Here is a 26423-nt window from a genome sequence, read left to right as displayed (position 1 = left end):
GTATGCTAAAATGTTCACAATTGAGTGTTAACGGAGGATATCATGACAAACCTTAATGAGAAGCAATCTATAAATTTAACAAAAAATAATTTTTTAACTGTTTATCCTGAATTTTTGCACCGATTTTCACATATGAGCATTGATATGCAAGATTTTATTATTGCTGACAAAACTATCATTAATTTGTATGCAACTCGCGAGGAGAATGATCCTCTGGACATTGCATTTGATAAGAAGAATGACGCTAAGGTTGAAGATCAAGTAAATAATCTCATTGAACAATTTAATGAAGTACATTAAAAAAGAAGCAATATCCGAGGGGGATATTGCTTCTTTTGCTATTTCATTACTTCTTCTGAGTACCCGAGAACAAATGCGTTAGAACCAAGATGTGCCCCGATAACTGGAGTGATTTGACCAGTTTCAATATCTATATCAGGATACTTTGCTTGCATTCTTTCTTTCCACTCTTCGACTGAAGCCAAATTGTTGGTTCCTGTAAGGTACATGTGAAGTTTGTAATCGCGTTCTTTTCTTACTTCTTCAAATTTATTTTCGATGAACTTCATTGCGCGTCTCATAGTGCGGATCTTATTTGTCGCTACAATCTTGTGTTCTGGGTTATTCATTGTTAACACTGGCTTGATGTGTAATAAGCTTCCCGTAAATGCAGCAGCATTTGTCAAACGTCCACCATGAACGAGGTTCTTCAAGTCATCAACAATAAAGTACTCGCCGATAGTTTTCTTTTGTGTATCGACTTTCTTAAGGATGTCATCAATATTTTCTCCCTCAAGGGCAAGCTTAGACGCATATTTTACTAAGTATCCCATTGGCTGGATTGATAAGAATGAATCAACAGCATGCACTGTTGGACCATTGTAGTCTGCAAGTGCAGTCACAAGGTTGTTATAAAAACCGGTGATTCCACTTGTAATATGGATACTGATGATTTCGTCATAACCTTTGGCTGCAACTTTATCATAGAAATCAAACATCTCTTGCATGCTTGGTGGAGCAGTTGTCGGAAATTCCTTTGCTGTTGCTAGTCCATCGTAAAATTGTTTATCAGATAAGTCGATACCCTCGTGATAAAACTTACCGTCCAATTGAACTTCGAAATGGATCATAAATACGTTACCCATTTTTGCTAAATCTTCTTCGCTTAGTCCTGATGTACTATCAGTGACGATTGCAATCTTACTCATCGTATGATTCTCCCTAAAAAATTATCCCCATTAAGTGTGTTCAGTTTTTAGAATAAATGATGTGTTTAATCCAAACCTCACACTTGTTATTCATAAAAAAATTACCATTGAAATACCATTGTGTCAATTAATCCTTAAGTTTTCAATGAGTATTTAAAAGTATACAAAGAATAATTTGATGATATAATTTTTCTCAAAAGGAGGTCAAAAATGTTCACACTTTTGGCAGCAAATTCTACAAGTACGATGCCACTTCTAATTGCCGTTTTGGTAGCAGTTTTTGTGATAATTTGGTTATTGTTTAAAACGGTTGGATTTATATTCCGTCATCCAATAATTGGAATTCTTTTGATAATCTTTGGAGTATTAGGTTTATGGAATTATGCCATTATCGGAATCGGTGTATTAGTCGGTGGAATTGTATTTTTAATTATTTCATATTTTTTCAATCAATAAATTGGACACAAAAAAAGTTGAGATTGCTCTCAGCTTTTTTATTTTCTACTTTGTTTCTTGGTTCATTAATGAATGTTTCCTAGCATAACCAAAGTAGATGCACATACCGATTGCGAACCAAACAATGAATCTGATCCATGTTTCCCAGTTTAACCCGACAACTAGTAGTAAACAGAAGGCAATGGCAATGATAGGTGTAAATGGAACACCAGGTGCTTTGAATCCACGGTGCAATTCAGGGTGTTTCTTACGCATCCAGAGAATACCTGCCGAAACAAGAATGAAGGCTGTTAGGGTACCAATATTTACAAGTTCTGAAAGAATGTTTAAGTTAATGAATCCCGAAACGATAGCAGTTGTGATTCCGAAGAACCATGTGCCTTTATAAGGTGTTTGGTGACGGAGACTGATTTCACCGAAGAATTTAGGGAATAGTCCATCACGTGACATTGAATATGTAATTCTTGATTGACCGTATAGCTGGACTAATATGACGGTAGTCATACCAAGAATTGCTCCAAGACTGACTAACATTGATAGCCAACCTTGGCCAGTTTTAGCTAAAACAGCAAGGATTGGTGCATCCAAGAATTTTGCGAAGACTGTGTATTTAACAACACCAGTCATGACAAGTGTCATGGCAACGTACAAAACAGAGGCGATTAATAATGAATATAAAATACCTCTTGGAAGTGTCTTTCTAGGATTGATTGTTTCTTCAGCACTTGAGGAAACCGAGTCAAATCCGATGAATGAGAAGAAGACGATAGAGGCACCAGGAATAATACCTGAAGCAGTACCCTTGTGGAATGAATACCATCCGTAAGGTGAGAATGGTTGCCAGTTTTTAGCATGTACAAACCAAACTGTTGCTGCAATGAAAATAATGATAACACTAACTTTGATAGTAACCATGATATCGTTTAAATGTTTTGTTTGGTTAATACCCATTGCGATAATACTTGTAATTAAAATAATGATTGCGAACGCTGGAAGATTAAAGTAAGTTGTGACACCAGGAGTAGTACCAGCTGCAGCGGTTAATACCTTGGGGATATGCCAACCAAGATTTCCGACGAAGTTGACGAAATAACCTGACCATCCAGCACCAACAGTTGCGGCACCAAGTGCGTACTCCAAAATTAAATCCCAGCCAATAATGAAGGCTATAATTTCACCAAAAGAAATATATGAATAAGTATAGGCTGAACCAGCTACGGGAGCCATCGAAGCAAACTCAGCATAACAGAGACCAGCGAACCCACAACAAATTGCGGCGATGACGAATGATAAAGCTAGAGCCGGTCCTGCAGTTAATGCGCCTTTACCAGTTAAAACAAAGATCCCAGTACCGATAATGGCTCCGATTCCGAGTAACGTTAAGTCAAACGTCTTCAGAGTCCTTTTTAAGGGAGACTGTCTAGCCAGCAAGACATTGATATCTTTTTTTCTAAAAAGATCCATATCTAACACCACCTTTTATAAATTGCCTTATTTTAGCGTCGAAATAATAATTATTACCAATTTTTTGAATTTTCATAAATAAGGCTATAAATGCCTTGGTGGTAAGGTTTGTTTTTGTGAAAACAAGAAAATAAAAATAATTTTTTCCAATTACGAAAAGATATTTAGGCCAAACTAACAAAATAATTTCATTTAGGATGATGTATAAGTCGATTTTTTAAACATAAATTAATTAAACATAAAAATATTTGTAATGATTATTTTCAGGACAATTTAAGAGTTGTGGTTAGAGACAGCTTGACCTTCAAATATGACCTGAATTATTTAATTATGAGAGATTGCAAGTTTAATCCGAACACTTCAATACACAATCCCTAAACGTCTCAATGGCCGTGTTCCAGCCAAGTATTTTTAATGGTCGATTATTGATCAATTCTAATGATTCCAGCAACTCATCTTCAGAAACACTGTTGAAGTCTGTTTTCTTTGGAAAGAACCAACGTAGTTTTCGATTGAAGTACTCATTAGTTCCACGTTCCCATGGTGAATATGGATGACAGAAATAGACTGGAAGATTGTAATAATCGGCCAAGTCGTTGAATCCTGAGAACTCTTTTCCATGATCCACTGTTATAGATTTAATGTTTTCACCAAAGATTGATTTCATCTTTTTTATCGCTGAATTCATTGATTCCTTAGTACGATCATTGATCTTAATCGCCCAGACGAATCTTGTCTTACGTTCTACAAACGTTGCTAAGCAAGCCTTTGATTGTCCACGTGAAGATAGGACAGTATCAGCTTCCCAATGTCCAAAGGTCTTACGAGTATTAATTTCTTCGGGTCTCGTCTCTATGGTTTCATCAACTTTGAAAGTCCCACGTGTCTCATGTTTATGCTTTTTACGACGAGATTTATCTGATAATAGTTCTGAATCAAAATCGATCAACCCCTGATAAATCCAGTTGTAGATGGATTTAAAACACAGGTTTAATTCACTAGCTATTTGTTCAGGTGACCAAGTTAGCTCAAGGTGTTGCTTAATCAGAATGGCATTATCCTTTGACAGTATTGATTGTCTTCCGCAATGGCGCCTCATTTTATCAGCGTGCTCTTGTGCCAGAACAGGGTCATACGGATCGACACGGCTGAGTTCATTACTAATTGTAGATTTGGACAACTTCATCCTTCTTGCAATTTCATTGTGAGAATTACCATCTTTTAATAATTGATATATGGCTCCGCGCTCAAACTGTGATAAAGTAGATATGCTCATAGTAAATGTCTTCTTTCTGGTCTGTTTAGTCGCTAACCATTGTAGAACATTTACTATGGGTTTTTTTATTTTATTTAGGTGTTCGGATTAATCTTACAATTTAAGTTATATTAATAAATATTAGAGTAAATTGAATGGAAATTAATAAATAAAAAAAGTTCCCAAGAATGCGTTTTCATGGGGTTTAAATTGATTGTTACTCTTTCAAAACTACCTTATACTCAATATGTAAGGCAAAGTTTTACAAATTGTTTTACAATTACTGACAATATTTATCAGGTTTTACATGATATAAATAGGTAAAAGTGATAAGGAGTACGAACAATGATAATGTTAAAAGTTAGTGATGAGCGTCAATTGAATCAAGCAATATCGGCTAAAGTGAATAATTTACAAGTCACTGATCAAGCTTTTGATATTTGTAAGGAAGCAGTAGATCGCACCAACGAAAGTATTGCAGTGAATAATAATAAGCAAAATGCTTTTGACGGATTGTACAAGCGAATGAGACTTGCTTTGCAACGAAAAGATATGAAAAAAAGAAAAATGCTCCAAGAACAAATCACTAGTCAGTATATGATTAGAGAAGTTCCAAATGATAAAGCATATGAATTAGTAAGAGATACCTTAGTTTAAAAATAAAGACCGTGTAATCAATTATGATTGCATGGTCTTTTTAATTTAATAGTCGTTCGAATTCTGATTGAATTGTAGAAACATCTGCAGAGTATTCTTCAAGTTCAGAAATGTCGAAGTTTTTTGTATCGATAGTCAACCCCAAATTTGTACTTAGTACATTCATGCGTAATCCACGTAATACAAGATTTAAGGCGATTTGAGCTTGAAACCCACCATGTGATCCATAAACTATGGTTGATACTGGCATTCCTGCCCATTCTGTATGTAAATAGTCGAGTGCATTTTTTAGAACTGCCGGATAACCCCAATTGTATTGTGGATATAAAATGATAATTCCGTCCAACTTCGAAATTTTCTCTGACCATTGCTTTGTGTGCTCTTGCATATAATTATGTTCTGCCGGAATATTTGGTTCATCGAGAAATGGTAAATTTTCAGTTTCCAGATCAATAACCTGCAAATTTAAAGTTTTCGAATTGAACTGCTTGCTGATCCAATCACCAATGTGCTTTCCGATCCGATTGGGTCGGTTTGTCCCAATAATTAATCCAATGTTTTTCATAGTTTGCCTCTTTAATATTTATTCATATGAATAGAAATAGTTTACAACCTATCAAAAAAATGTCAAGATGTATTCGGGTGAATAAATATGATAAATGAAATTTTAAATCTACTAAATATTTTTATCTCCAGGGATGAGAAAAATGATAAAGAAAAACAGTGGGCGATTCAACAAACTACTTCAGTTGAATTAAAGAAAATAATTTCTAAAATGGGCACTCGTGAATTCAGAATAATTGGTCTGTTTGAGATTAATAATGAAGTCTCGTTAAAAGAGCTACCAAAGTCGGTAGGGGCGTCTCAAGCATCAACATCACGGAGTGCAACAAAGCTGGAAAAGCTTAATCTAGTCATCAAACATAAAACTGAAATTAATAACAAAGAATGGCTACTTAGTTTAACTGACCTTGGAAAACAAATTCTCGGAATTAAACAGAAACTTGATGATAGAAACCGAACTCAACTGGCTGAGATTGTTTCTGATTATTCTGATGAAGAATTAGCTCGTTTTACTGAATTATTACGGAGAATAAATAAGATGGATTTTAATTTGTAGTCAAATTTGACGGAAATATTTCCACTTAAATATTAATTGTAAATTAATCATTATTTTTATTACCTATATATTGCCAATTGGTCTTAATAGGTTGAAAATATGACTAACGGGGGAAATATCATGAAAATCCAAAGTCAATTTCTAAAAGCTACGATGTTCGCAGCCGTTTTGTTGGGTGCAACAGTCACGACTCAAAATGTTAAAGCAGATGATACAAATACTGCCTTAAAACCAGAGGCCAATACTGTCTCTGACACTAAACAAACTACAAAAGTTTACAATGGATTTTCGTCCGAAAATAACTCTGATCAATCAGCGCAAGCTGCTTCAAATCAGTCTGCGGATGTGAATACTGATAATTCCTCGACCAATTCGAGTATTGATTCTAATAAAACTACTAACAAATTTAAGCCACAAAATAATTATTATGATTATGTTAATCATCAGTGGATTCAAGACAATAATTTATTATTAACTCAAAAAGATGCTGGAACTATAATATCAACCCAGGATGCGGTTAATCAGGCAGTGAAAACAAAGTTTTATAACTATGTGAATGGTACTGAAACAACGACTGATCCAAACATGATTAAAGCTGTTAATTACTATAAGTCCATTGCTAACGGCTTGTTTCAAAAGCCAGCTGATTATGCTATAAATGGACAACCAGATATTATGAGTGAAGTTAATAAAATTGACAGTATTGCTGATTTATCAGATCTGAACAGTCAGTTGAATGATTTGCTTCGTGCAGGTGTTAGATTGCCTTTTGGAATAAAAGTTGATATTGATCAAAATAATCCTGAACTTCGTGCAATTTACTTTTATGGGGATACTCCATTATTAATTGGAGCAGGTGGGACCTTAGCTGATTATAATAAGGAGTCTAGAGATACAATCGGCGGTTTTTTGAGTACAGCTGGTGTGGATATTCAGACCGTTGAAAATATTGTTAAGAACACTGAAAAGTTTGATTTATTACTTTTCCAAAATTCATCAAAAACAGATCGCGATATAAGTGAAATGCAAGATGTCACGAATGTTAATGGTATTTATCGAACTGGAAACTATGCGCCTGAAAAGTATACTGACTTTTCAAATATCAGTAGTTATATGAATATTGATAAGTTCATTAATACAACATTTGGCGTCACACCAGGTTATGTGTTTAACATGACTCCAAGCTTTTATGAAAACTTTGATAAAATAATTAATCCTGATAATTTCCAAATGATTAAATCATGGATGATTTCAAATTATGTTTTAGACAATGCGTCACGTTTATCTGCATTACAAGTTAATTTTCCAACTGTTCAAGGTGAAACTCCAACACAGTTCCGTGACAGGTATGCTTACTACTTGACCCTTGATACCTTTGGGGAAGTGTTCAGCAAATATTTTGGGGATGTACTTATTAGTACTGAAACGAAGAATGCTGTTAACAATATGACAGAAAATATTTTGTCAGCATATCAGAAAGAAATTAGTGATAGCAGCTGGTTGAGTGAAGACGGCAAGAAGGCTGCTCTTAATAAATTGAACAATATTACAGTTAACGTAGCTGCTCCTTCAGATTCATATTCATACATGAAGAACGTTACTGCAGATCCAAGAACCACTGATCCGTTTAAAATTGCGTTAGACGTTAGAAATGGATCAAATTACCAACCATATGCAGATTATCAAAAACCAGTTGATAGGACTGAATGGGACACATTGTCAAGCCTTTTAACTGGAGCTCAATATGTTCCTACTAAGAATGCAATTTATATAGGTGCAGGAATTATTCAGGATCCATTTTTCGATGTGAATCAATCAGATTCTAAAAATTATGGTGCTTTGGGAACTGTAATTGGACACGAATTGACTCATGCGTTTGATTCAAAAGGTTCATTGTTTGATGCCAATGGTCTATTAAAAACTTGGTTACCAGCAAGTGATCAAGCAAATCTTGAAAATAAAAAAGAACAAATGGTCAAAAAATATGACAATATTGTATTCGATCAAGTCTCATTAAGCGGTAACTTAGTTGTAAATGAAGCTATGGCAGATAATGCGGGACTACAAGTATCTGAATTAGCGTTACAACAAACAGGTGGGGAAAACTGGAAACAATTTTTTGAGAATTATGCGAAAGCTAACAGACAAAAATATTTCATTTCAACAACCGATTCTAAAGCTGCTGAATTAGCTAGGATAAATATTGGCGCTGCGGATCACGCACCATTCCCAGTCCGTGTTGATGTAACTTTGCAAAACAATGAGATTTTTGACAAAGCATATAACGTTAAACCAAATGATGGTATGTGGATAGACCCTGCAAATAGATTTGATTTGTGGAATTAATTATAGTTTTAACATTACGGAAAAAAGCACACTTTCCATTTTTATGGAAAATGTGCTTTTTAATTATCTAGATTTTATAAACTTACATTAAGAAAGTTTAAATGGCTGCATAGTGTTGAGGTATTGACCAGTTTGAATATTCTTGAAATACATATTAACATCTGCATTTGCATCAGGAACTTGGACCAATAGTGCACCTTCAAAAGTAGCTCCAGGAATAACTTCTCCCATGTTTGACTTACTTACGAGTTCAGAATAATCTCCATCCCCACCAGTAGGAACTAATTCTTTATCATTTTGTTTCAGAATCATATTGGCGTATTGAACTTTTTGAGGAATCTGATTTTTCTTTGACTTATTAGTATAAGTGTATTGGATTAATAAAGCTGAATTACCAGTTGAATCTTTAACAAGCTTTACATCATTACCGATTTTAAATTCAAAATCGTCGGTCTTGTAATCCAGATTGTTATAAGAACCGGGATTGCTATATGTTTTCTTTTTGTCAGTCTTTTTGTCGTCAGATTTCTCTTTTGAATCCTCTTTAGCTACTTTTTGGCTGGCAGCTGACTTGGTACCCGAATTCTTCTTCTTAGTTGATTTATTCGATTGAACATTTTCAACTCGATTAGAATTGTTTTCAGCATTTTTTTTATGAGTGTTTCCAACACTCCAATAAATTATACCCGCTATAATAGCTATGAGGATGACCACAAGTGTGATTATGAACGGAGCTTTTTTGTAAAAAGGCGTACGCTGTTTACGATATTGGCCACGTGTCATAGTTGGCTTTTGATTGTCCATATTACTCTCCCATCAGATATGTGTATACCTACTAATGATAACTCTATACGTTACATTTTAGCATATTTCTTTTTCCAAATTTATTCACTAAAAGTTGAGTAAATTTTTTTTACGAAAACGAGCGAAAAGTGTTGAACGTTTTTTTAAAAAATGGTATAAATATCTGGTTGAAACATCAGGGGTGTTTTTTATCAATTTACGAGGGGGTAACACACAATGTTGTTTTTTGGTAATCATGGCGACTATGAAGTCACATGTAAGTTTTTAGATAAGAAAGGCCAAAGAATCGCTAAGAAGCGCATTTGCCACAATGTTTCTAAAAAAGAAGCACGTGACGGCATGATGAACTATATCACGAATCAATTCTCTGAATCGATTGATATCGCCCATCCAATTAAAGTAGTTGCTAAACCTACAACTTCAAGATAGTAAATTAATTTGTATCAAAGACCAGCAGACTGAGAATAATCAGTCTGTTTTTTTATTTCCACAATAATTCTTCTTTGATAGTTTTTCGCGCTCAGTTTGTTATCATAGAAACGTGTAGAGGGGAGCAATTTGTATGGAACACTCAGAAGTTACTGGTAGAAGATTTTTTGCCGTAACATTATTAAATATTATTATCACCATCGCAGAATTCTTTGGTGGTATCATCTCCGGTAGTTTAGGCTTGCTTTCCGACGCCGTGCACAATTTGGAAGACTCACTTTCAATTGTGATTTCCTACGTTGCCAACCTAATTGGACGTAAGAGCACCGACTCTGCCAAAACTTTTGGTTACAAGCGAGCTGAAATTTTGGCCGCATTCGTCAACTCTAGCATCTTGATTGTAATAACCATTCTGATGATTATAGAGTCAATAAGAAGATTTAGAACTCCACAACACATCAATGGTACCTTGATGATGGTCGTTTCACTTATTGGCTTAATAGCCAACTTTATATCTATGGCAGCATTGTGGGGCGGTTCAAAAGATAATCTAAACATCAAGGCAACATTCTTGCACATGCTTTCTGACACTTTGTCATCAGTCGGCGTGGTTATTGCTTCAATCTTTGTTACTTTGTTTCAATGGTATTGGGTTGATCCATTTATTACTATTGTCATCGCCGTGTGGTTGTTAAAAGAAGCTTTTGACGTAGTTAAAGAGACAATTAACATCTTGATGGAAGCCAGTCCGGATATCGATCTAAATGAGGTTAAAAAGGCAGTATTGACTGTTCCTGATGTTGTAGGCATCCATCATATTCACGATTGGATGATCGATGAGAATTATATTATTTTTGATGCTCACATTAATGTTACGAAAAATTGTAATATGGATGAGCTCGAAAAAATTTATTCTCAAATAGAAAAAATTTTGAAAGATCAATTTAATGTATCTCATGTCACACTTCAGGCTGAATGTACTCGGGGCTTGAAAGAACCACTAATTTTTTAAAAAAAGAGGGGCTTAATATGAGTGAAGGAAAAGATTATCAAGAATTTTTAAAACATGCCAAGGAAAATACATCAAGATTACAAAAACAGACTAAAGCTGTAGGTGCAGATTATTTCAAAATGCATACTGATGCGATGAAAGACGGAGCATTGAGTCAAAAGGAAAAAGAATTGATGGCATTGTCGATTGCTATTTCAACGCGTTGTGAGGGATGTATTGTTAGTCATCTTGCTGAAGCTAAAGCATCAGGTGCCTCTGTTCAAGAAGTTGTTGAAACGGTTAATATCGCAATCATGATGAGTGGTGGCCCAGCAATTGTTTATGGTGGAATTGCTTTGGAAGCTGCTGAACAATATTATGGAGCTGATTTAAAGTAAATACTCCTGAGCTTTAAATTAATATTGAATTAGTGATAACATTGTTAGCGTTAATTCATTTGTAAAGTAGGAATTTATTTAATGGTAAAACTAATTTTAGTAAGACATGGCGAAAGTATCGCAAATGCGGAAAATCGTTATACTGGCTGGAATGATGTCGATTTGACTGAAAAAGGAATCGAACAAACTCATGAAACTGCTAAAAAGCTTCAGAATCTCGATATCCGGCATGTCTGGACATCAGTTTTGAAACGAGCAATCTCGTCAGCGTACATAATTCAAGATGACTTGGATTTAAATTATCTGCCAATCACCAAGGCCTGGCAGTTAAATGAACGTCACTACGGAGCTCTTAGAGGGCAAAATAAGGATGCAACTAGAAGGGAGTATGGAGCTAAGCAAGTTCAGATCTGGAGAAGAAGTTTTTATGCATTTCCTCCCAAGTTGGATGCACCTGATCTGCGAGTAGGACCATATAAGTATGTGGATCCTAAAGCAATGCCTGCTTCTGAAAGTCTTCATGCAGCATATTTGCGAATAATTCCTTATTATCTTGATAACATTGTTCCTGAATTAAAAGATGGCAAAGACCAGTTAGTAGTTGCTCATGGAAGCACTATTAGAGCCATGATTAAATATTTGGATAATGTAAGTGATACGGATATTGACGGTGTTGAAGTTGCAAACGGGGAACCTTTAATCTATGAATTTGATGATTCTTTCACCTTAATCAATACAAATAGGACAATAAAAAAATAGTTTTGGAAAATTTCAAATTTTTCCAAAACTATTTTTTTTACTCTATATAATATCCACGGTCTTGAACTGGCGTTGAAAAGACGATTTGTGTGTTTGTACTTCCAAAACGGTGTAATTCTGTAACCAGATCATCTAGGTCTTGTGTAGATTCAAACACAGTTTTAAGCAACATGGAATAAGGACCAGTGATACAATCACATTCCAAAACGTTAGGAATGGCTTTGATGTATTTATAAAATTCAGGTTTTCGGTCAGGTCCGACTTCAAGTTGGATAAATGCTTTGATATTTAAACCGATTTTAGTCAAATCTAGGTTAGCATTATATGACTTGATATATCCGTTTTCTTCCAGTTTTTTGATGCGTTGAGAAACAGCTGGAGCCGTGATAAATAAGGCTTCACTTAATTTTTTTATTGACAATCTTCCGTTAGCTTGTAGGTAGTTTAATATCTTTTGGTCTATATCATTCATAGTTTTCTCCCGGTAGCAAAATTGGTTTGAAACTTTATATTATGTAGCAAATAAAAAAACTATTTTTGTTTTTCAAATTATACCAGTATTACTATTCACTTGTTAAATGCAAGGTGTTAAATTCTTCGCATACATAAATGTGGAGGCATTAATTATGACATATCGAATTGAAAAAGATTTAATTGGTACACTTAAAATAAGTGATGATGATTATTACGGAATCAATACTGAACGAGCCTCAAGAAATTTTAAATTACAAACTAAAAAAACTGATCTAGATTTTATTAAACAAGTCGCTAGAATTAAAAAAGCAGCTGCAACGGCTAATGAAAAAGTAGGCCGTTTGTCTCAAAAGAAAGCTGAAGCAATTCGCCTCGCAGTTACAGATATTCTCGCCGATAAATTGGACAATCAATTTATTATTACCGAAATCCAGGGTGGCGCTGGAACCTCCACTAATATGAATGTTAACGAAGTAATTACTAATAGGGCTTTGGAAATCCTAGGTCACAAAAAGGGTGAGTATCAATATTTGAGCCCATTAGACGACGTCAATGCTGGTCAATCCACTAACGATGTTTATCCAAGTGCTGGTAAACTGACGACTTTAATTAAAACGAATAAATTGACCTTGTCTGTCGCAACATTGATTGATGTTTTACTGGAAAAGAGTGAGGAGTTCGCACATGTCCAAAAAATGGGCCGTACGCAACTTCAAGAAGCTGTGCCTACAACTTTAGGTAATAGCTTTAAAGCTTTTGCAAGCGGTTTAACACGCTGTTTAGATCAAGTTCAAAAAGCAACACAACAACTTGAAATTTTGAATATGGGTGGAACAGCAATTGGTACTGGCGTGAATACATCGGATGGATACGATGAGATCCTGTATTCTGAATTAAAGAAAGACTATGGCAGAAATATCCGTCAAGCCGAAGATTTGTTGGATGCTACTCAAAATTTAGATAGTTATGTGCTATTTTCCGGCTCTCTAAAAGCTTTAGCAGTCATGCTATCAAAGATGAGTCATGATTTGAGATTGCTTTCCAGTGGTCCAAAAAGTGGATTTAATGAGATTGAATTACCTGCACAACAGGCGGGTTCTTCAATTATGCCTGGGAAGGTTAATCCAGTCATTCCAGAAATTGCATCTCAGGCGGCATTTGAAGTAATTGGTAATGATGCCACAATTACATTTGCCGCAGAGTCTGGCGAACTAGAATTGAATGCTTTTGAGCCAGTAATTTTCCATAACTTGTTTGAATCTGTAGACTTCCTTAATTCTGCTTGTGCAATGATGGCGACTGAATGCGTCAAGGGTATTCAAGCTAATGTTAAGGAATGTGCAGATGATGTTAAGAACAGTGCAGAGACTGTTACTGATTTGACTCCAGTTATTGGATATGAAGCCGCTTGTGATGCAGTTAAGAAGTCTTTGAAGACTGGTGTTGATGTTTATCGGATTTTGAAGGATGAGGGGATTTATGATCGTGATGCTGAGGTTGGTGATTTGGATCGGGCTCAGTAGGTTGGAATTTTAGAAAATAAAAAGTACGATACCTCCTAATCGAGATATCGTACTTTTTGTGGTTATACACATTTTGATGAGTTCTAGATTCACTCAAGTTTGTGTGATTCGCATTACTTTTATGTAGTGGAAACGCTAAAAATCAAACTGGCCACTGCACATAAGTTGTCCAGAGCTGCGGGGGTGTTACGCACCCCTCTCCGCTATGGGCGTCTTATGCTCCGCGTCCAAGGGCGTGTGATTTTATGCTCTAATCTTCATCTTCGTCATCGTCGTCTCCGACAGGATTATCGACTGGGATGTCTTTTAATGCTGATCGGTCTTTTCTGACTAATCTTATTCTGTTTAAGGATACTTTTCCTAGTACTAGTGGTACTCGTTCTTCTACTACGTCACTGTAGGATAGTCCGAACCAGTTGGCGGGGGAGATGAACTTTTGTAGTACTAGTCTTAGATGTATGATTCCTTTTTTGACTCCACTGATTCTTGTGTCTGGTGAGAGGACTTCTTTTATTAGTACAAATGAGAAATCTCCTACTTGGCGATCAGGGATTGTTGTGTATTTTTGTGGTTGTGTTTTAATTTCACCGTTTGACATTAAGTCATTAACGATTTGTCTTAGATAGACGTTAACTTTTTGATCAACTCGGAAACCTAAGTACAATTGAACACTGACCATGTAGTCTGTGTCGAAGGTTTCGGCACTGTAGGCTGCGGTATATGGCTCATCGGTAACGTTGACTGTTACGAACCAATATACTTCCGCTCGTTTTGGTCGTTTATCTAAAATTGAATAGAGAATATTTTTCTTAATTCGATATCCATCGTGAACTTTGGTTAAGTAAACCAAGTTTGTAGTTGTTAGTGGATAACTTGGATCTTTTCTCAAGTCGTTTAATTGGTGTTTGAATGCTAATAGTGAGGCAAAGTGACTTCTGAATGTATTGTCATCCATAAGTCTGTCACCATATCTCCAAACGAACATGATACCAATCAAGACACCAGCAATAATCATCGTAATGTAGGCACCTTGGATGAATTTACTACTGTTTGTAATTAAGAAAATACTTTCAATTACAAAGAAGAACCCAATGATGAAGGTGGTGAAAAATTTATTTAGTCGCTTCATCAACATCCATTGGTGCAACAGGATTGTTGTCATTAGCATAGTGATGGTAATTTCCAGACCATATGCATTTGACATATTTTCTGAGTTTTGGAAGAAAATTACTAAGAAGATACAAACAATCCAAATGATTGAGTTAACTGTTGGAATGTACAGTTGACCTTTGAAGTTCGTTGGATAGTAAGTCTTTAATCTTGGAAAAATTCTTAACTTTGTAGCTTCAGATACAAGCGTATATGAACCAGAAATCAATGCTTGAGAAGCAATAATTGCGGCCATAGCTGCTAAAAAGATACCAAATAATCTTAACTTAGGTGGCATTGATTCGTAAAATGGATTAAAGTTTGCAGGCAAATTAATGGCTGTATCACGTACTCTTAGAATCCATGTTGCTTGTCCTAAATAACTTAGAAGCAAACAAATTTTAACAAATGGCCAACTAGTATAAATGTTAGGACGGCCAACGTGTCCCATATCCGAATACAACGCTTCGGCACCAGTTGTGGCAAGGAAGATACTTCCTAAAATGAAAATACCACGTAGATTATATGGGCTGGTCAAAAGTTGAATGGCGTAATAAGGGTTCAATGCTCTTAAAACTGACCAATCATAAGAAAGATTGAATAATCCTAACAAACCAAGGAAGGCAAACCAGACGGTCATAATTGGACCGAAAGCTTTACCAATTAATTGAGTACCGAAACGTTGAATGAAGAACAACGTCGACAAGATAATTATTGTGATAATAATTACTTGGGTCTGGGTGTGAATCAAGACATTGTTGTTAATAGCAATGCCTTTGAGACCTTCAATTGCCGCTGTAACGGTAACTGCAGGAGTCATCATACCATCAGCCAAGAAGGTGGCTCCACCAATCATTGCGGGGATAATCAGCCATTTGGCACGTTTTCGAACCAGAGTGTAAAGTGCAAAGATTCCACCTTCACCACGGTTATCGGCTCGAAGAGCAATTAAAACATACTTAGTAGTCGTAACAATCGTCAAAGTCCAGAAAATAAGTGACACACTACCTAAGATGAAATTGTCGGACATGTTTTTAAGTCCGCCATTTCCGATCATTAGCGAGTGCATTACATATAGAGGCGATGTACCGATGTCCCCATAAACAATACCTAATGCAATAAGAAAACCAGCAACGGACATTTTTGAGTGCGGATTTTTCTTAAGCATATTCAAATCTTTTTTATCCATAAAATATACTCTCCAAATCGAACAATTCGAAGGCGATTATAACATTTTAAAATATCGCTTCAAACTATTTAACTTTAAATATAAACATAGAAGTTTATTAATAAATTTAATCCCTGTTAAAACTTTATTTAGCGCTGTGGAAAGGAACAACTAGTGATGAATATTTTGGATCAACACTATAATTAATATTCTGATTTCCTCGGATGGTCATTCCAAAATCTGTCGCATAAATAACTAGTCCAAGCTGATGACCTTCAATCAAGCGATACATAGTGGGCTGTAGTTCAACCGAAATATCATAAAACTTGTTTGGAGATATTTCTTGGACATGATAATTATTTTTGCGGTTTTGTAAATTGATGTGACCTTTAGTAATCATTTTGTATTCGGAAGGTTTGTGGGAGATTTGAAATTCTCGCAAATCGTCTTCACGCCAATCATAAGTTTCAGCCAATCCCTTTGCTTTAAGAATGCTAGGTGAGACGTTCAATCGTTTGCTTATACCATAGTCAATCACTTGAAAACTAAGCATTCCAATGTTTTGGTCACTAGCAATTCTTAAGTTGATTTTGGGAGTTCCATCCAATAATAATTCTGAGGACAATCGGTCAGATTTGAATATCAATCGATTCTTTTTAAGTGAATTATTATTTTCCGTAACCAAATCATTTTGCCACTTATCTATATTTTTACAATAGTTAGCAAAGATATTTTCTGGTAACTTATCAGAAAAAATCTGAATATCTGAAGTGGGCTCTTTTGTTGGTCTAAGAGTGTCCTCAGATAAGTAATAATTCTTTTCAGCGTTTTGCTTATTGCTCCAACTTGAATAACTGTTCCAAGTTTCAGATTTAACATTATCTTGAACGATAACATTTGGCAAGAGCTTCTGGGCACCGTTATCAACATCCCACAACTCATTGGTCAACCAGAGGTTCGCAATATCAGTAAAATCGATTGATCGGAAAGCATTAATGTAAATATGCTGACCTTGATGAAGAATAATTTTTTTAGAAATATCATTTCCTGCAATGTCGTTCCACAATCTCTCAACGTTACGTGGCTTAACATTCCAATCATTTAGTCCGTGAACAAACATGACGTCAGCTTTAATGTTTTTAGCATTTTTACGATAGTTTCTTGCGTCCCAAAAAGTATTATAATTTCCGGTTGCTCTATCTTGACCCTCGGTAATACTTTTCAGCTGATTATCCCACGTTGTTTTAACTTTGTGATAATCTCCAGCCTGAAGGCGTCTGCTAAATGTTTCTTCTGCAAGTACATCGGCATCCTCGCCAGGGAATCCACCTGGTGCAATGACTAATCCACCATCACGGTAGTAATCATACCAACTTGAAATTGCAGCCTCACATAGAATGGCTTTCAAGCCTTCAACACCAGTCGTCGCAGCGGCAGTTGCCAGGGTACCTAGATATGAGCGACCGGTCATTGCAACATGTTTGTTTGACCAATCTGCTTTGATTGCAATATTGTCAATTTTATTGGTAAAGGCACGTCTATTGCCAGCTAGCCATTCGATAACTGAAATTGTTGATACAGTTTCTTCCGGATCACCGGTTGTCCGCACTCCGTCAGAATCTTTTGTACCTATTCCTGCAGCATATGCAACACCAAAGCCACGGGCTAAGAAATAATCGTTTAGTGTATATGACTGTTCTCTAGCAAAGGTTTCCTCAGTTGATTCAGAAGTGCCTTTGACCGGACGTGCTGCAGGTAAAGTGGATTCACTGTCTGTGTACTCTATGTCAGCATATTTATTTGTATCAGGATTTTTGTGAGTAAGAGGGATGTTGACGTTGTGCATTAACCTGTCGCCAGTCTCATCATTTGTTCCTTGATTATATGGACTTGCAGTATACAAAGTTGGAACTTTAAGTCCATTATTCGATTCAGCAGGACGTAGGATTTCGACCTTTAGTAAATCTAATTTTCCATCATGATCGGTATCTTGGGGTGATTCTACATAAACAACTTCACGAATCAATCTATGTGGATTAAATACCGGCAAGGTTTTTCCGTTGAAGAGTAGGGGCTTTTGAACGGTTTCATCATCATAGAAACTGACGAAATATCCTTGCGCAGCCAATGAGTCCAAGTATGTTTGTCCGTCTTTATTGTGAGTAGCTAGAAGCCAATACCATGCTGATTTTAATTCATCTACTGTTAAAAATTTATCTTGATGATCGACAATTTTTAGCTGAATTTTTTTCATTCCTTCTAATGGGTCAGCAAATGAGAAGTCAATATCAGGTGGGAAACCCAATAATTGCAAGGCGACATTATAGAAAGCAGCAATGTTTAATCTTGAATTTTCTTCAAGATATGAATTCAAATTTACGTCAGGAGTAGCCATTAGTGTAGAAAGTTTTTGTGAGAACACTGAATCGCTATTTGAGTCTAGAAAGCTTTTCCTTAAAAAATTTTTCCAGAGTTTTATTGGATTTGATTCATCCTCATTGTCTGTATCAATGAAGTGAATATCGTGTAGTTCATTTAGCTGAGTTTGGTAGTCAGTTGGCTTTATTGCGAATTGATTGTTTAGCATTGAATAACCTCGTTTCTTTTTACTCAGAGATGATAATAACTTCAATTATATGCTTGCAGGGGAGATTTTTGGGATAAATAATTGGATATTTCAAATTGTTTGATTGTATTATAAAAGGCTCAATATCTGGTGGGTATTGGGCCTTTTTGAGTTTGAAATAAATTTTGACTTGGTGGGGTTATAGGTGAACGACCTTTTTTGGGATGATTGGATCTGCTTTGTTCACTTTTATATAGTGGAAACGCCAAAAACAAAACTGGACACTGCGTGTAAGCTGGACAAAGCTGCGGGGCGTTACGCGCCCACTCCGCTGTGTCGCATCTTACGCTCCGTGCCCAAGTGCGTTTTGTTTTTGGCTGTTTTTTTGAAACGCTAAAAAAAGCACTAAACACTACACATAAGGCGCCCAGAGCTGCGGGGGTGTTACGCACCCCTCTCCGCTATGGTCGTCTTATGTTCCGTGTTTAAGTGCGTGCTTTTTTTGGCTCTTTTAAGCTAGTGCTCCCATTGGATCCCATGGTGCTAATACTTTTGGATCTTTTGCTTCTGTGTCAAATGTTGTTTTTAGTGAGTCGCTTAATAAGTCTTTGTTGATTACTAGTTGGTAGACGAATTGGTCGAACCAGTCGTCGCTCATTACGAAGTAGCCTTTTGTTCCGACTTTTTCTCCCCATGAGTTTTCAACTTTCCATTTTGTTGGTTTGCCGTTTTCATCTAAGTCGACGCCGGTGATTACCATTGCGTGGTCCATCATACTTTCAACATAGTCCAGGCGTTCTGCCTTTGTCATGCTGAAGTCTGTGTTGAATAGGCCTTCTAGGTCATAGATTTTTGTGTCCATGATTCCTAATTTACGGTCTGAACTTTGGACGACGTCACTACCGAACCAGACTGCTTCGCCTGATTGAAGTTGTTTAACTGCTAGTGATTTGAAGTCATCGATTGCTAGGTTAAGGTGACGAACTTGGCGTCCACCGACAACGTTTCCTAGCAATTCAACAGTATAGACGTGATTGTATGGCTTGTCTGCTGTTGGTGCGTTGATTGTTGAAACATAATTATCGATATCCCAACCAACATATTTTTTGAAAAATTCTTGTGGAGTGATGCCCGTTTCTTTGTGATAATTCTTATCATCATCACGGTAAGCCCAGTCGAATTTTGTTGGTGGTTCACCGACTGTGTAAACTAAAATTTTGTAGATTTCACTCATCATTTCATCTTTTTGGCGTTGAACGTCAGTTTCTGAGGCACCATCATTAACTAATTTACGGAGAGTTACGGCATTTTTACGTAATTTAGTGTTAAGAACGGAATTCAATTCACGTGAATTTGTTCTGCTGGCTGTATCTGGCATAACGCTCTTTGGAACGACACCGTATTTTTCAACAAGCGCCATAACCATATCCCATTGACCACCATCTTGTTGAGGTGTGGTCATTAAGAAGTCAACTTTACGGTCGCCAATTGGTAGGGCAGCTGTGTTAATTACGTTTTCATAGAAGAAATTAGATTTTTCTAGTTTATCCCAGAAAAGCATGTATCCTTCAGAAAGTTCAAATCCCTTAATTTTGAAATTTGATTGGATAGGGTGTCTCATAGTATTCAAAGCAGCGAATACCCAGCACAAACCGGATTGCTTTTGATCTGCAACTGAACCAGTTTCAATTTCAACTGAGAAAGTTGGATCCATAGCAATTTTTGATGCTAGAGTTTCACTTGATTTATAAATACCGTTATTTGCGACGGCATTTTTAATAGCAGAAGAACCTGGAGTGTCCTCGAATGCTTTTTGAAAATCTGATAATTCTTTTGATGTGATTTCCTTCGTCATAAAATAGTCTCCTCTTTAATTATCTAATGTTGTCGATGACTTTTGGGCCGTCATCATAACCAACAACTACAGTATTTACTATATCAAGAAATAGTCCGTGTGCAACAATTCCAACTTGGTGATCTAACCAATCAGCCAAAATGTGGGGATGTTCGATTACACCATTTTTAAGGTCAATAATGTAGTTCTTGTTGTGTGTCAAAACTCGGTCACCATTTTCATCTAATCTAAATTCAGGCTTCAAGTTTTCTTTGGCTAAGTCATCAAAAGTTTTTTGGCAACCGAATGGAATTACTTCAATAGGAAGTGGGAAGCTACCAAGTTGGTCCGCCATCTTAGATTGATCGACAATCCAAATGTTTTTGTGAGAATTTGTGGCAACCATTTTTTCAAGTAAATGGGCAGCACCGCCACCTTTGATTCCTTGGAAGTTCTTGTCAATTTGATCAGCACCATCGATGGTCAAATCAATATGGTCGACTTCGTTCAAATCCTTCATAGGAATGCCGAGCCCCTCAGCTTGTTTTTGTGAACGTGATGAAGTTGAAACACCAACGATATTCTTGATCTCGCCAGCTTGATATCTCCTACCAAGTTCTTCTATCATAAAATATACCGTTGAACCGGTTCCTAAACCTACAACTGAATTACTTTGAATGAAATCTACGGATTTTACCCCGACTGCTTTTTTAAGTTCGTCTTGATTCACTATTTTTGTTCCTCCTTGTCGAGTTTTTTAAGTAGTTCTTGATAATTATCAGCTAACAAAAATCTGATTTCTGGGCGTTTTTTGAACGCAACCTTGGCATATTCACAGACTGGAACAATTTTCAAATTATTCAAATCAGCATAGTCCAACATTGAATTCAGTAACCTGCCAGCAAATCCATGACCTTGAAAAGTTTCATCAACTCGTGTGTGGTCAATTGAAATAATGTTATCTTCAACTTTGGAATACACAATTTCGCCAACTTCTTTGTGTGTATCTGTGTCAAAAAGGTAAAAACGGTTTTCACCGTGTCTCATCTCCATAGAAAGCCTCCTAATATCAATATATTTATCTTAATCTTACCGTAATAACTAATGAAAGTCAGTGTATTACCAATGTTTAAATGATATTATTTTAGTAACTAGGATTAAAAAGGAGACCATATTTTGTCAAAACAACGTGGATTTGAAATTGTTGAGAAATATCAAGATAAAAACATTAATTTACCAGTCAGACAAACCAAGAAAGCTGCCGGATACGATATTGAGAGTGCCGAAGATTTTGTTGTTCCTTCTATTTGGAAATTTGGAGTTCTAAATGTTATCAAGTTTTTACTTACAAAGGGTAAAATGGATGACGCAAAAGTCGAAGAAGTGCAAAAAGCAATTAAACCAGTTTTAGTACCAACTGGGGTTAAAGCATATATGCAAGATGATGAAGTTTTGATTATTGCCAGCCGTTCAAGTAATCCATTGAAACGTGGTTTGTCGATTCCAAACGGGATTGGTGTGGTTGATGCTGACTACTATAACAATGACGGTAATGAGGGAGAATTATTTATTCAATTGATCAACTTTTTCCCAAAAGACTTTCATATTAAAAAGGGTGATCGACTCGCCCAAGGAATATTTATTAAGTATTTAACAACTGACGATGATATTGGTGGTCTTAAAGAACGCCAAGGCGGTTTTGGCTCATCTGGTGTTAAGTAGAGAGGATTAAGTACTTGGCAAAATCAAAAAGTAAGTTTGTCTGTCAAAATTGTGGATACGTTTCACCAAAATATTTGGGACGTTGTCCAAATTGTGGTTCATGGAATCAAATGGTTGAGGAAATCGAGCGGGTAGAGTCACCAAAGGCTACGCCTAGCCGTCGTACTAGTGATCTGGAAACCAAAGCGGTTAGATTAAATGATGTCGCCTTTGAAAAGGAACAACGAGTTAAAACTGATTTATCAGAGTTGAATCGTGTTCTCGGAGGTGGCATTGTTCCAGGTTCTCTAATACTTATCGGTGGTGACCCGGGAATTGGAAAATCTACATTACTATTACAAGTATCGGGACAACTACAAAAGTCTGGTGGAAAAGTTTTATACGTTTCTGGTGAAGAGAGTGCGTCACAAATTAAGATGCGTGCGGACAGACTTGATATCAGTGGGGATGACTTATTTATTTATCCACAAACCGATATGAGTTACATTCGCCAAACTATTGATGAAATCAAACCCGATTATTTGGTTATTGATTCCGTTCAAACAATGGATGAACCGGAGATATCATCGGCCGTTGGTAGTGTTTCACAAATTCGTGAAGTTACAGCTGAATTGATGAATATAGCCAAGCAACAAAACATTACAGTTTTCGTTGTTGGACATGTAACAAAGGGTGGCGCAATTGCTGGTCCTAAGATATTGGAACATATGGTTGATACAGTGCTATATTTTGAGGGGGATACTCATCACAGTTATCGTATCCTTCGCTCGGTCAAAAATCGTTTTGGATCAACTAATGAAATTGGTATTTTTGAGATGCAGACTAAAGGGCTATCTGAAGTTGACAATCCATCAGAAATTTTCTTGGAAGAGCGACTTAAAGATACGAATGGTTCAGCGGTTGTTGTATCTATGGAAGGTACACGTCCAATCCTAGTTGAGATACAATCTTTGATTACACCAACAATATTTGGGAATGCCAAGAGAACTGCAACTGGCCTCGATCATAATCGAGTATCAGTTATTATGGCTGTTTTAGAAAAACGTGGTAATTTAATGTTGCAAAATCAAGATGCCTATTTGAAGTCAACTGGTGGTGTCAAACTTGATGAGCCAGCAATTGATCTTGCACTTGCCATGTCGATTGCTTCAAGTTATAAAGATCTTGGTATTTCTGCAACCGATTGTTTTGTTGGTGAAGTAGGACTTACTGGTGAAATTAGACGTGTAAATCGAATTGACCAGCGAGTTAATGAAGCCGAGAAATTGGGCTTCAAACGTATTTTTGTTCCTAAAAATAACCTTGGAGATTGGGTAAAAGACCAAAATATTCAAATTATTGGTGTTACCACCGTTTCTGAAGCTATGAATAAAGTTTTTAATTAGGAGGTGCTATATGCGCAAATTTTTAGTTAATGCAATTTTTGCATTGATTGGTATTGCGGTCGGAGTGACTGTTTTACCTTATCTCTGGCGCGCAACCGGAATGGGTGATCAACGTATTGTTAATAATGGGTATGTCGACGGACTTACTGGTGGCCTTATTTTTTATTTCTTTTCATTTCCTTTCGTCCAACCAATTAACAATTTAAATGCTCGAATCGAGAAAAGTCTTGGTTCGCGTTCACCACAGTACATTATTTTTGGAGCTATTTTCCTTATTGGAGGATTGATTCTAGCAAATATCATTTCGATTCCGTTTTATATGATGTCATCATTAATATTCAACACTATTATTCCTTTGATCCTTATGATCATTTTCGGATTCATCGGATTTCGAATTGGTACGACTAGAAGAAATGATTGGCGCAGTTTTTCTTTGACCAGAAAGAACAAGTCAAATGAAAAAGCTGATAAGGACGGTCAGATAATTGAACGTTCAACTGAGAAAGATTTTTACCCTTACAAAATTTTGGATACATCAGTTATTATTGATGGACGTGTTCACCAATTGGCACAGACAGGATTTTTGGAAGGTAAAATTATGATTCCTGATTTTGTTGTTCATGAATTACAATTGATTTCAGATTCGTCCGACAATCAAAAGCGTGAACGTGGTCGTCGTGGATTAGACATTTTAAATGAAATGAGAATGGATCAAACCATTAAATATGAAACGACAACTAGGGATTATGACAATATTCCGGAAGTTGATAATAAGCTGCTGAAATTAGCCAAAGAAATTGGTGGTGCAGTTTTGACAAACGATTATAATTTAAACAAGGTTAGTGAATTTCAGAATGTTAAAGTTTTGAATATTAACGAACTTGCCAAAGTCTTGAAACCTATGGTTTTGCCAGGAGAGACTATGACTGTTAAAGTTATAAAAGAAGGTACCGAGCGTGAACAAGGTGTAGCATATCTTGAAGACGGAACAATGGTGGTTGTTGAAGAAGGTAAATATTTCATTAATAAATCACTAGATGTCGTCGTTACTAGTGCATTACAAACAGATGCTGGTAAAATGATATTTGCTAAACCTGCTCATTCGTTTAATGGTATCCAAGAAAAGAATCCGAAGAAGCCAACGGATAACAAATCAGGTAATACAACACGTAAAAGGGGAGAACGTAAAAGTGGCAAACAAGGCAAATAATGATATTCGAGTTAGATACGCACCAAGTCCAACAGGACATTTACATATAGGTAATGCAAGAACTGCAATTTTCAATTACCTATTTGCACGTAGTCATAAAGGAACATTCGTAATCCGTATCGAAGATACAGACACTAAGAGAAATGTTGAAGGTGGCGAACAAAGCCAACTTGAAAACCTTAAGTGGCTCGGAGTTGACTGGGATGAAGGTCCCGATGTTGGTGGAGATTATGGTCCATATCGTCAATCAGAACGTAAAGATATTTATCAAAAGTATATTCAAGAACTTCTTGATAAAGGTGACGCTTACGAATCATATACAACAGAAGAAGAACTCACTGCTATGCGTGAAAAACAAGAAGCAAATGGTGAGATGCCTCATTATGAATATGAATTTGCTGGAATGAGTGAAGATGAAAAAGCTCAAAAGATTCAAGCCGCTAAAGATGCTGGCTTAACACCAGTTATCCGTATTCACGTTCCAGTTGGTAAGACATACGAGTGGGATGACATTGTTAAAGGCAGTGTTTCTATCGATTCAAATACTATTGGTGGAGACTGGGTTATCCAAAAACGTGATGGTATGCCAACGTATAACTTTGCGGTTGTTGTTGATGACCACTTGATGAAGATTAGTCACGTTCTGCGTGGTGATGATCACGTTGCCAATACTCCTAAACAATTGATGGTCTATGATGCACTTGGCTGGGAAGCTCCAAAATTCGGTCACATGACATTGATTATCAACACTGAAACAGGTAAGAAACTAAGTAAACGTGATGAATCAGTCCTACAATTCATCGAACAATATCGTGAATTAGGATATCTTCCGGAAGCAATGTTTAATTTCATTACATTGCTCGGATGGTCACCAGTTGGTGAAGATGAATTATTCAACCGTAAACAATTTATCAAGATTTTTGATGAAAAGCGTTTGAGTAAATCACCTGCTAAGTTTGACCAAAAGAAATTGGAATGGGTTAATAACCAATACGTTAAGAACGCTGATGTTTCAGAAATCACTGATTTAGTTCTTGAAAACTTAATCACAGCAAAACGTATTCCAGAAAATCCTGACACAGATACAATCCAATGGGTAAGACACTTGACTGAATTGTATATGCCACAAATGAGCTTTACTCAACAAATCGTTGATCTCTCAGATGTTTTCTTTGAACAACCAGAAGTCTTAACTGATGATGAACAAGAAGAATTGAAAGACGACGATGCGCGTAAGGCAATTGAAGACTTGCGTGGCAAGTTAGAAAATCTTAAACGATTTACAGCTACACAAATTATGGCTGCTATTCAAGGTGTTAGAGCAGATACTGGTGTTAAAGGTAGAAAACTTTACATGCCAGCAAGAATTGCTACAACACGTACAATGCACGGTCCAGCAATTGCCGAAGCTATTGAGTTATTCGGTAAGGATCAAGCTTTGAAGAATATTGATAAAACTTTAGATCAAATGAAATAGAAGTATCGTTTCTTGATACAAAACAAGA

At 36.3% G+C, this 26423-nt stretch carries 25 protein-coding genes; 14 read left to right on the top strand and 11 right to left on the bottom strand.

The genetic code is table 11. The features are described from left to right. Positions 1 to 42: 42 nt before the first annotated feature. Positions 43 to 300, top strand: a complete 258-nt coding sequence (locus ABM34_RS05235; RefSeq protein ID WP_048704021.1) for a hypothetical protein — start codon at positions 43 to 45, stop codon at positions 298 to 300. Positions 301 to 338: 38 nt separating this feature from the next. On the opposite strand, the gene ABM34_RS05230 is transcribed toward ABM34_RS05235, so the two are convergent. Further along, positions 339 to 1208, bottom strand: a complete 870-nt coding sequence (locus ABM34_RS05230) for a DegV family protein (RefSeq protein ID WP_048704019.1) — start codon at positions 1206 to 1208, stop codon at positions 339 to 341. Between the two features lie 210 nt (positions 1209 to 1418). Between ABM34_RS05230 and ABM34_RS05225 the strand changes: the two genes are divergently transcribed. Next, entirely contained in the window at positions 1419 to 1664 is a 246-nt protein-coding gene (locus tag ABM34_RS05225) for a hypothetical protein (RefSeq protein ID WP_048704017.1), read from the top strand. 45 nt (positions 1665 to 1709) lie between these two features. On the opposite strand, the gene ABM34_RS05220 is transcribed toward ABM34_RS05225, so the two are convergent. Continuing rightward, positions 1710 to 3128 (bottom strand): amino acid permease, encoded by a 1419-nt coding sequence (locus tag ABM34_RS05220; RefSeq protein ID WP_048704015.1) that lies wholly within the window; start codon positions 3126 to 3128, stop codon positions 1710 to 1712. 346 nt (positions 3129 to 3474) lie between these two features. Then, on the bottom strand, positions 3475 to 4404 hold the full coding sequence (locus ABM34_RS05210) for an IS30 family transposase (RefSeq protein WP_048703591.1): 930 nt from the start codon (positions 4402 to 4404) through the stop codon (positions 3475 to 3477). 324 nt (positions 4405 to 4728) lie between these two features. Here ABM34_RS05210 and ABM34_RS05205 point away from each other — a divergent pair, with 324 nt between their 5' ends. Next, entirely contained in the window at positions 4729 to 5040 is a 312-nt protein-coding gene (locus tag ABM34_RS05205) for a hypothetical protein (protein WP_048704012.1), read from the top strand. Between the two features lie 40 nt (positions 5041 to 5080). On the opposite strand, the gene ABM34_RS05200 is transcribed toward ABM34_RS05205, so the two are convergent. Then, on the bottom strand, positions 5081 to 5605 hold the full coding sequence (locus ABM34_RS05200; protein WP_048704010.1) for an NADPH-dependent FMN reductase: 525 nt from the start codon (positions 5603 to 5605) through the stop codon (positions 5081 to 5083). Positions 5606 to 5692: 87 nt separating this feature from the next. On the opposite strand from ABM34_RS05200, the gene ABM34_RS05195 reads away from it, so the two are divergent. Continuing rightward, entirely contained in the window at positions 5693 to 6160 is a 468-nt protein-coding gene (locus tag ABM34_RS05195) for a MarR family winged helix-turn-helix transcriptional regulator (RefSeq protein ID WP_048704008.1), read from the top strand. A gap of 120 nt (positions 6161 to 6280) precedes the next feature. Further along, on the top strand, positions 6281 to 8506 hold the full coding sequence (locus tag ABM34_RS05190) for a M13 family metallopeptidase (RefSeq protein WP_048704007.1): 2226 nt from the start codon (positions 6281 to 6283) through the stop codon (positions 8504 to 8506). 87 nt (positions 8507 to 8593) lie between these two features. Here the strand turns inward: ABM34_RS05190 and ABM34_RS05185 are convergent, their stop codons facing one another. Further along, positions 8594 to 9310, bottom strand: coding sequence for a DUF5067 domain-containing protein (locus ABM34_RS05185; RefSeq protein WP_048704005.1), 717 nt, complete (start codon positions 9308 to 9310; stop codon positions 8594 to 8596). Positions 9311 to 9526: 216 nt separating this feature from the next. On the opposite strand from ABM34_RS05185, the gene ABM34_RS05180 reads away from it, so the two are divergent. The 4 genes from ABM34_RS05180 (at position 9527) to ABM34_RS05165 (ending at position 11887) form a co-directional block, all read left to right on the top strand. Further along, a complete protein-coding gene (locus tag ABM34_RS05180) occupies positions 9527 to 9739 on the top strand; it encodes a hypothetical protein (RefSeq protein WP_048704003.1) in 213 nt (70 codons plus the stop codon). 133 nt (positions 9740 to 9872) lie between these two features. Continuing rightward, entirely contained in the window at positions 9873 to 10751 is an 879-nt protein-coding gene (locus ABM34_RS05175; RefSeq protein ID WP_048704001.1) for a cation diffusion facilitator family transporter, read from the top strand. Positions 10752 to 10768: 17 nt separating this feature from the next. Continuing rightward, positions 10769 to 11128 carry a carboxymuconolactone decarboxylase family protein gene (locus tag ABM34_RS05170; protein ID WP_048703999.1) on the top strand — a complete coding sequence of 120 codons (360 nt, stop codon included), beginning with the start codon at positions 10769 to 10771 and terminating at the stop codon, positions 11126 to 11128. A gap of 81 nt (positions 11129 to 11209) precedes the next feature. Further along, positions 11210 to 11887, top strand: coding sequence for a 2,3-bisphosphoglycerate-dependent phosphoglycerate mutase (locus ABM34_RS05165; RefSeq protein WP_048703997.1), 678 nt, complete (start codon positions 11210 to 11212; stop codon positions 11885 to 11887). A 37-nt stretch (positions 11888 to 11924) separates the two neighbouring features. Here ABM34_RS05165 and ABM34_RS05160 read toward each other — a convergent pair whose 3' ends face one another. Then, positions 11925 to 12359 (bottom strand): Lrp/AsnC family transcriptional regulator, encoded by a 435-nt coding sequence (locus ABM34_RS05160; RefSeq protein ID WP_048703996.1) that lies wholly within the window; start codon positions 12357 to 12359, stop codon positions 11925 to 11927. 154 nt (positions 12360 to 12513) lie between these two features. Between ABM34_RS05160 and ABM34_RS05155 the strand changes: the two genes are divergently transcribed. Continuing rightward, positions 12514 to 13884, top strand: a complete 1371-nt coding sequence (locus ABM34_RS05155) for an aspartate ammonia-lyase (RefSeq protein WP_048703994.1) — start codon at positions 12514 to 12516, stop codon at positions 13882 to 13884. A gap of 250 nt (positions 13885 to 14134) precedes the next feature. Here ABM34_RS05155 and ABM34_RS05150 read toward each other — a convergent pair whose 3' ends face one another. The 5 genes from ABM34_RS05150 to ABM34_RS05130 form a co-directional block, all read right to left on the bottom strand. Then, the gene (locus tag ABM34_RS05150; RefSeq protein WP_048703992.1) at positions 14135 to 16222 is read right to left on the bottom strand and encodes a KUP/HAK/KT family potassium transporter; all 2088 of its coding nucleotides are present in this window, start codon (positions 16220 to 16222) and stop codon (positions 14135 to 14137) included. 124 nt (positions 16223 to 16346) lie between these two features. After that, positions 16347 to 18788, bottom strand: a complete 2442-nt coding sequence (locus ABM34_RS05145) for a Xaa-Pro dipeptidyl-peptidase (RefSeq protein ID WP_048703990.1) — start codon at positions 18786 to 18788, stop codon at positions 16347 to 16349. 490 nt (positions 18789 to 19278) lie between these two features. Continuing rightward, positions 19279 to 20622, bottom strand: coding sequence for a C1 family peptidase (locus tag ABM34_RS05140; protein ID WP_048703989.1), 1344 nt, complete (start codon positions 20620 to 20622; stop codon positions 19279 to 19281). Positions 20623 to 20641: 19 nt separating this feature from the next. Continuing rightward, positions 20642 to 21331: a ribose-5-phosphate isomerase RpiA gene (gene rpiA, locus ABM34_RS05135; protein ID WP_048703988.1), complete on the bottom strand. Its 690-nt coding sequence runs from the start codon at positions 21329 to 21331 to the stop codon at positions 20642 to 20644. Further along, a complete protein-coding gene (locus ABM34_RS05130) occupies positions 21331 to 21654 on the bottom strand; it encodes a GNAT family N-acetyltransferase (protein ID WP_048703987.1) in 324 nt (107 codons plus the stop codon). Before ABM34_RS05130 ends, rpiA begins: the two co-directional genes overlap by 1 nt. 123 nt (positions 21655 to 21777) lie before the next feature. Between ABM34_RS05130 and ABM34_RS05125 the strand changes: the two genes are divergently transcribed. Genes ABM34_RS05125 through gltX form a run of 4 tightly spaced genes read left to right on the top strand, consistent with a single transcriptional unit; the run spans position 21778 to position 26395 of the window. Further along, positions 21778 to 22323 carry a dCTP deaminase/dUTPase family protein gene (locus ABM34_RS05125; protein ID WP_048703986.1) on the top strand — a complete coding sequence of 182 codons (546 nt, stop codon included), beginning with the start codon at positions 21778 to 21780 and terminating at the stop codon, positions 22321 to 22323. Positions 22324 to 22337: 14 nt separating this feature from the next. Continuing rightward, positions 22338 to 23708 (top strand): DNA repair protein RadA, encoded by a 1371-nt coding sequence (radA, locus tag ABM34_RS05120; RefSeq protein WP_048703984.1) that lies wholly within the window; start codon positions 22338 to 22340, stop codon positions 23706 to 23708. A gap of 10 nt (positions 23709 to 23718) precedes the next feature. After that, positions 23719 to 24918, top strand: a complete 1200-nt coding sequence (locus ABM34_RS05115) for a PIN/TRAM domain-containing protein (RefSeq protein ID WP_048703982.1) — start codon at positions 23719 to 23721, stop codon at positions 24916 to 24918. Beyond that, complete coding sequence (gene gltX, locus ABM34_RS05110; RefSeq protein WP_048703980.1) at positions 24899 to 26395, top strand: glutamate--tRNA ligase; 1497 nt, start codon at positions 24899 to 24901, stop codon at positions 26393 to 26395. The genes ABM34_RS05115 and gltX overlap by 20 nt, the downstream gene beginning before the upstream one ends. Positions 26396 to 26423: the final 28 nt, after the last annotated feature.

Source organism: Companilactobacillus ginsenosidimutans (assembly GCF_001050475.1).
GTDB lineage: Bacteria > Bacillota > Bacilli > Lactobacillales > Lactobacillaceae > Companilactobacillus > Companilactobacillus ginsenosidimutans.
The sequence above is the reverse complement of the archived record's forward strand: the minus strand, read 5'-3'. Positions and strand labels throughout refer to the sequence as shown.

Excerpts from the sequence above, each read along its gene's own strand:
- ABM34_RS05235 (WP_048704021.1), top strand. The coding sequence starts at position 43 with ATGACAAACCTTAATGAGAAGCAATCTATAAATTTAACAAAAAATAAT.
- ABM34_RS05230 (WP_048704019.1), bottom strand. The coding sequence starts at position 1,208 with ATGAGTAAGATTGCAATCGTCACTGATAGTACATCAGGACTAAGCGAA.
- ABM34_RS05225 (WP_048704017.1), top strand. The coding sequence starts at position 1,419 with ATGTTCACACTTTTGGCAGCAAATTCTACAAGTACGATGCCACTTCTA.
- ABM34_RS05220 (WP_048704015.1), bottom strand. The coding sequence starts at position 3,128 with ATGGATCTTTTTAGAAAAAAAGATATCAATGTCTTGCTGGCTAGACAG.
- ABM34_RS05210 (WP_048703591.1), bottom strand. The coding sequence starts at position 4,404 with ATGAGCATATCTACTTTATCACAGTTTGAGCGCGGAGCCATATATCAA.
- ABM34_RS05205 (WP_048704012.1), top strand. The coding sequence starts at position 4,729 with ATGATAATGTTAAAAGTTAGTGATGAGCGTCAATTGAATCAAGCAATA.
- ABM34_RS05200 (WP_048704010.1), bottom strand. The coding sequence starts at position 5,605 with ATGAAAAACATTGGATTAATTATTGGGACAAACCGACCCAATCGGATC.
- ABM34_RS05195 (WP_048704008.1), top strand. The coding sequence starts at position 5,693 with ATGATAAATGAAATTTTAAATCTACTAAATATTTTTATCTCCAGGGAT.
- ABM34_RS05190 (WP_048704007.1), top strand. The coding sequence starts at position 6,281 with ATGAAAATCCAAAGTCAATTTCTAAAAGCTACGATGTTCGCAGCCGTT.
- ABM34_RS05185 (WP_048704005.1), bottom strand. The coding sequence starts at position 9,310 with ATGGACAATCAAAAGCCAACTATGACACGTGGCCAATATCGTAAACAG.
- ABM34_RS05180 (WP_048704003.1), top strand. The coding sequence starts at position 9,527 with ATGTTGTTTTTTGGTAATCATGGCGACTATGAAGTCACATGTAAGTTT.
- ABM34_RS05175 (WP_048704001.1), top strand. The coding sequence starts at position 9,873 with ATGGAACACTCAGAAGTTACTGGTAGAAGATTTTTTGCCGTAACATTA.
- ABM34_RS05170 (WP_048703999.1), top strand. The coding sequence starts at position 10,769 with ATGAGTGAAGGAAAAGATTATCAAGAATTTTTAAAACATGCCAAGGAA.
- ABM34_RS05165 (WP_048703997.1), top strand. The coding sequence starts at position 11,210 with ATGGTAAAACTAATTTTAGTAAGACATGGCGAAAGTATCGCAAATGCG.
- ABM34_RS05160 (WP_048703996.1), bottom strand. The coding sequence starts at position 12,359 with ATGAATGATATAGACCAAAAGATATTAAACTACCTACAAGCTAACGGA.
- ABM34_RS05155 (WP_048703994.1), top strand. The coding sequence starts at position 12,514 with ATGACATATCGAATTGAAAAAGATTTAATTGGTACACTTAAAATAAGT.
- ABM34_RS05150 (WP_048703992.1), bottom strand. The coding sequence starts at position 16,222 with ATGGATAAAAAAGATTTGAATATGCTTAAGAAAAATCCGCACTCAAAA.
- ABM34_RS05145 (WP_048703990.1), bottom strand. The coding sequence starts at position 18,788 with ATGCTAAACAATCAATTCGCAATAAAGCCAACTGACTACCAAACTCAG.
- ABM34_RS05140 (WP_048703989.1), bottom strand. The coding sequence starts at position 20,622 with ATGACGAAGGAAATCACATCAAAAGAATTATCAGATTTTCAAAAAGCA.
- ABM34_RS05130 (WP_048703987.1), bottom strand. The coding sequence starts at position 21,654 with ATGGAGATGAGACACGGTGAAAACCGTTTTTACCTTTTTGACACAGAT.
- ABM34_RS05115 (WP_048703982.1), top strand. The coding sequence starts at position 23,719 with ATGCGCAAATTTTTAGTTAATGCAATTTTTGCATTGATTGGTATTGCG.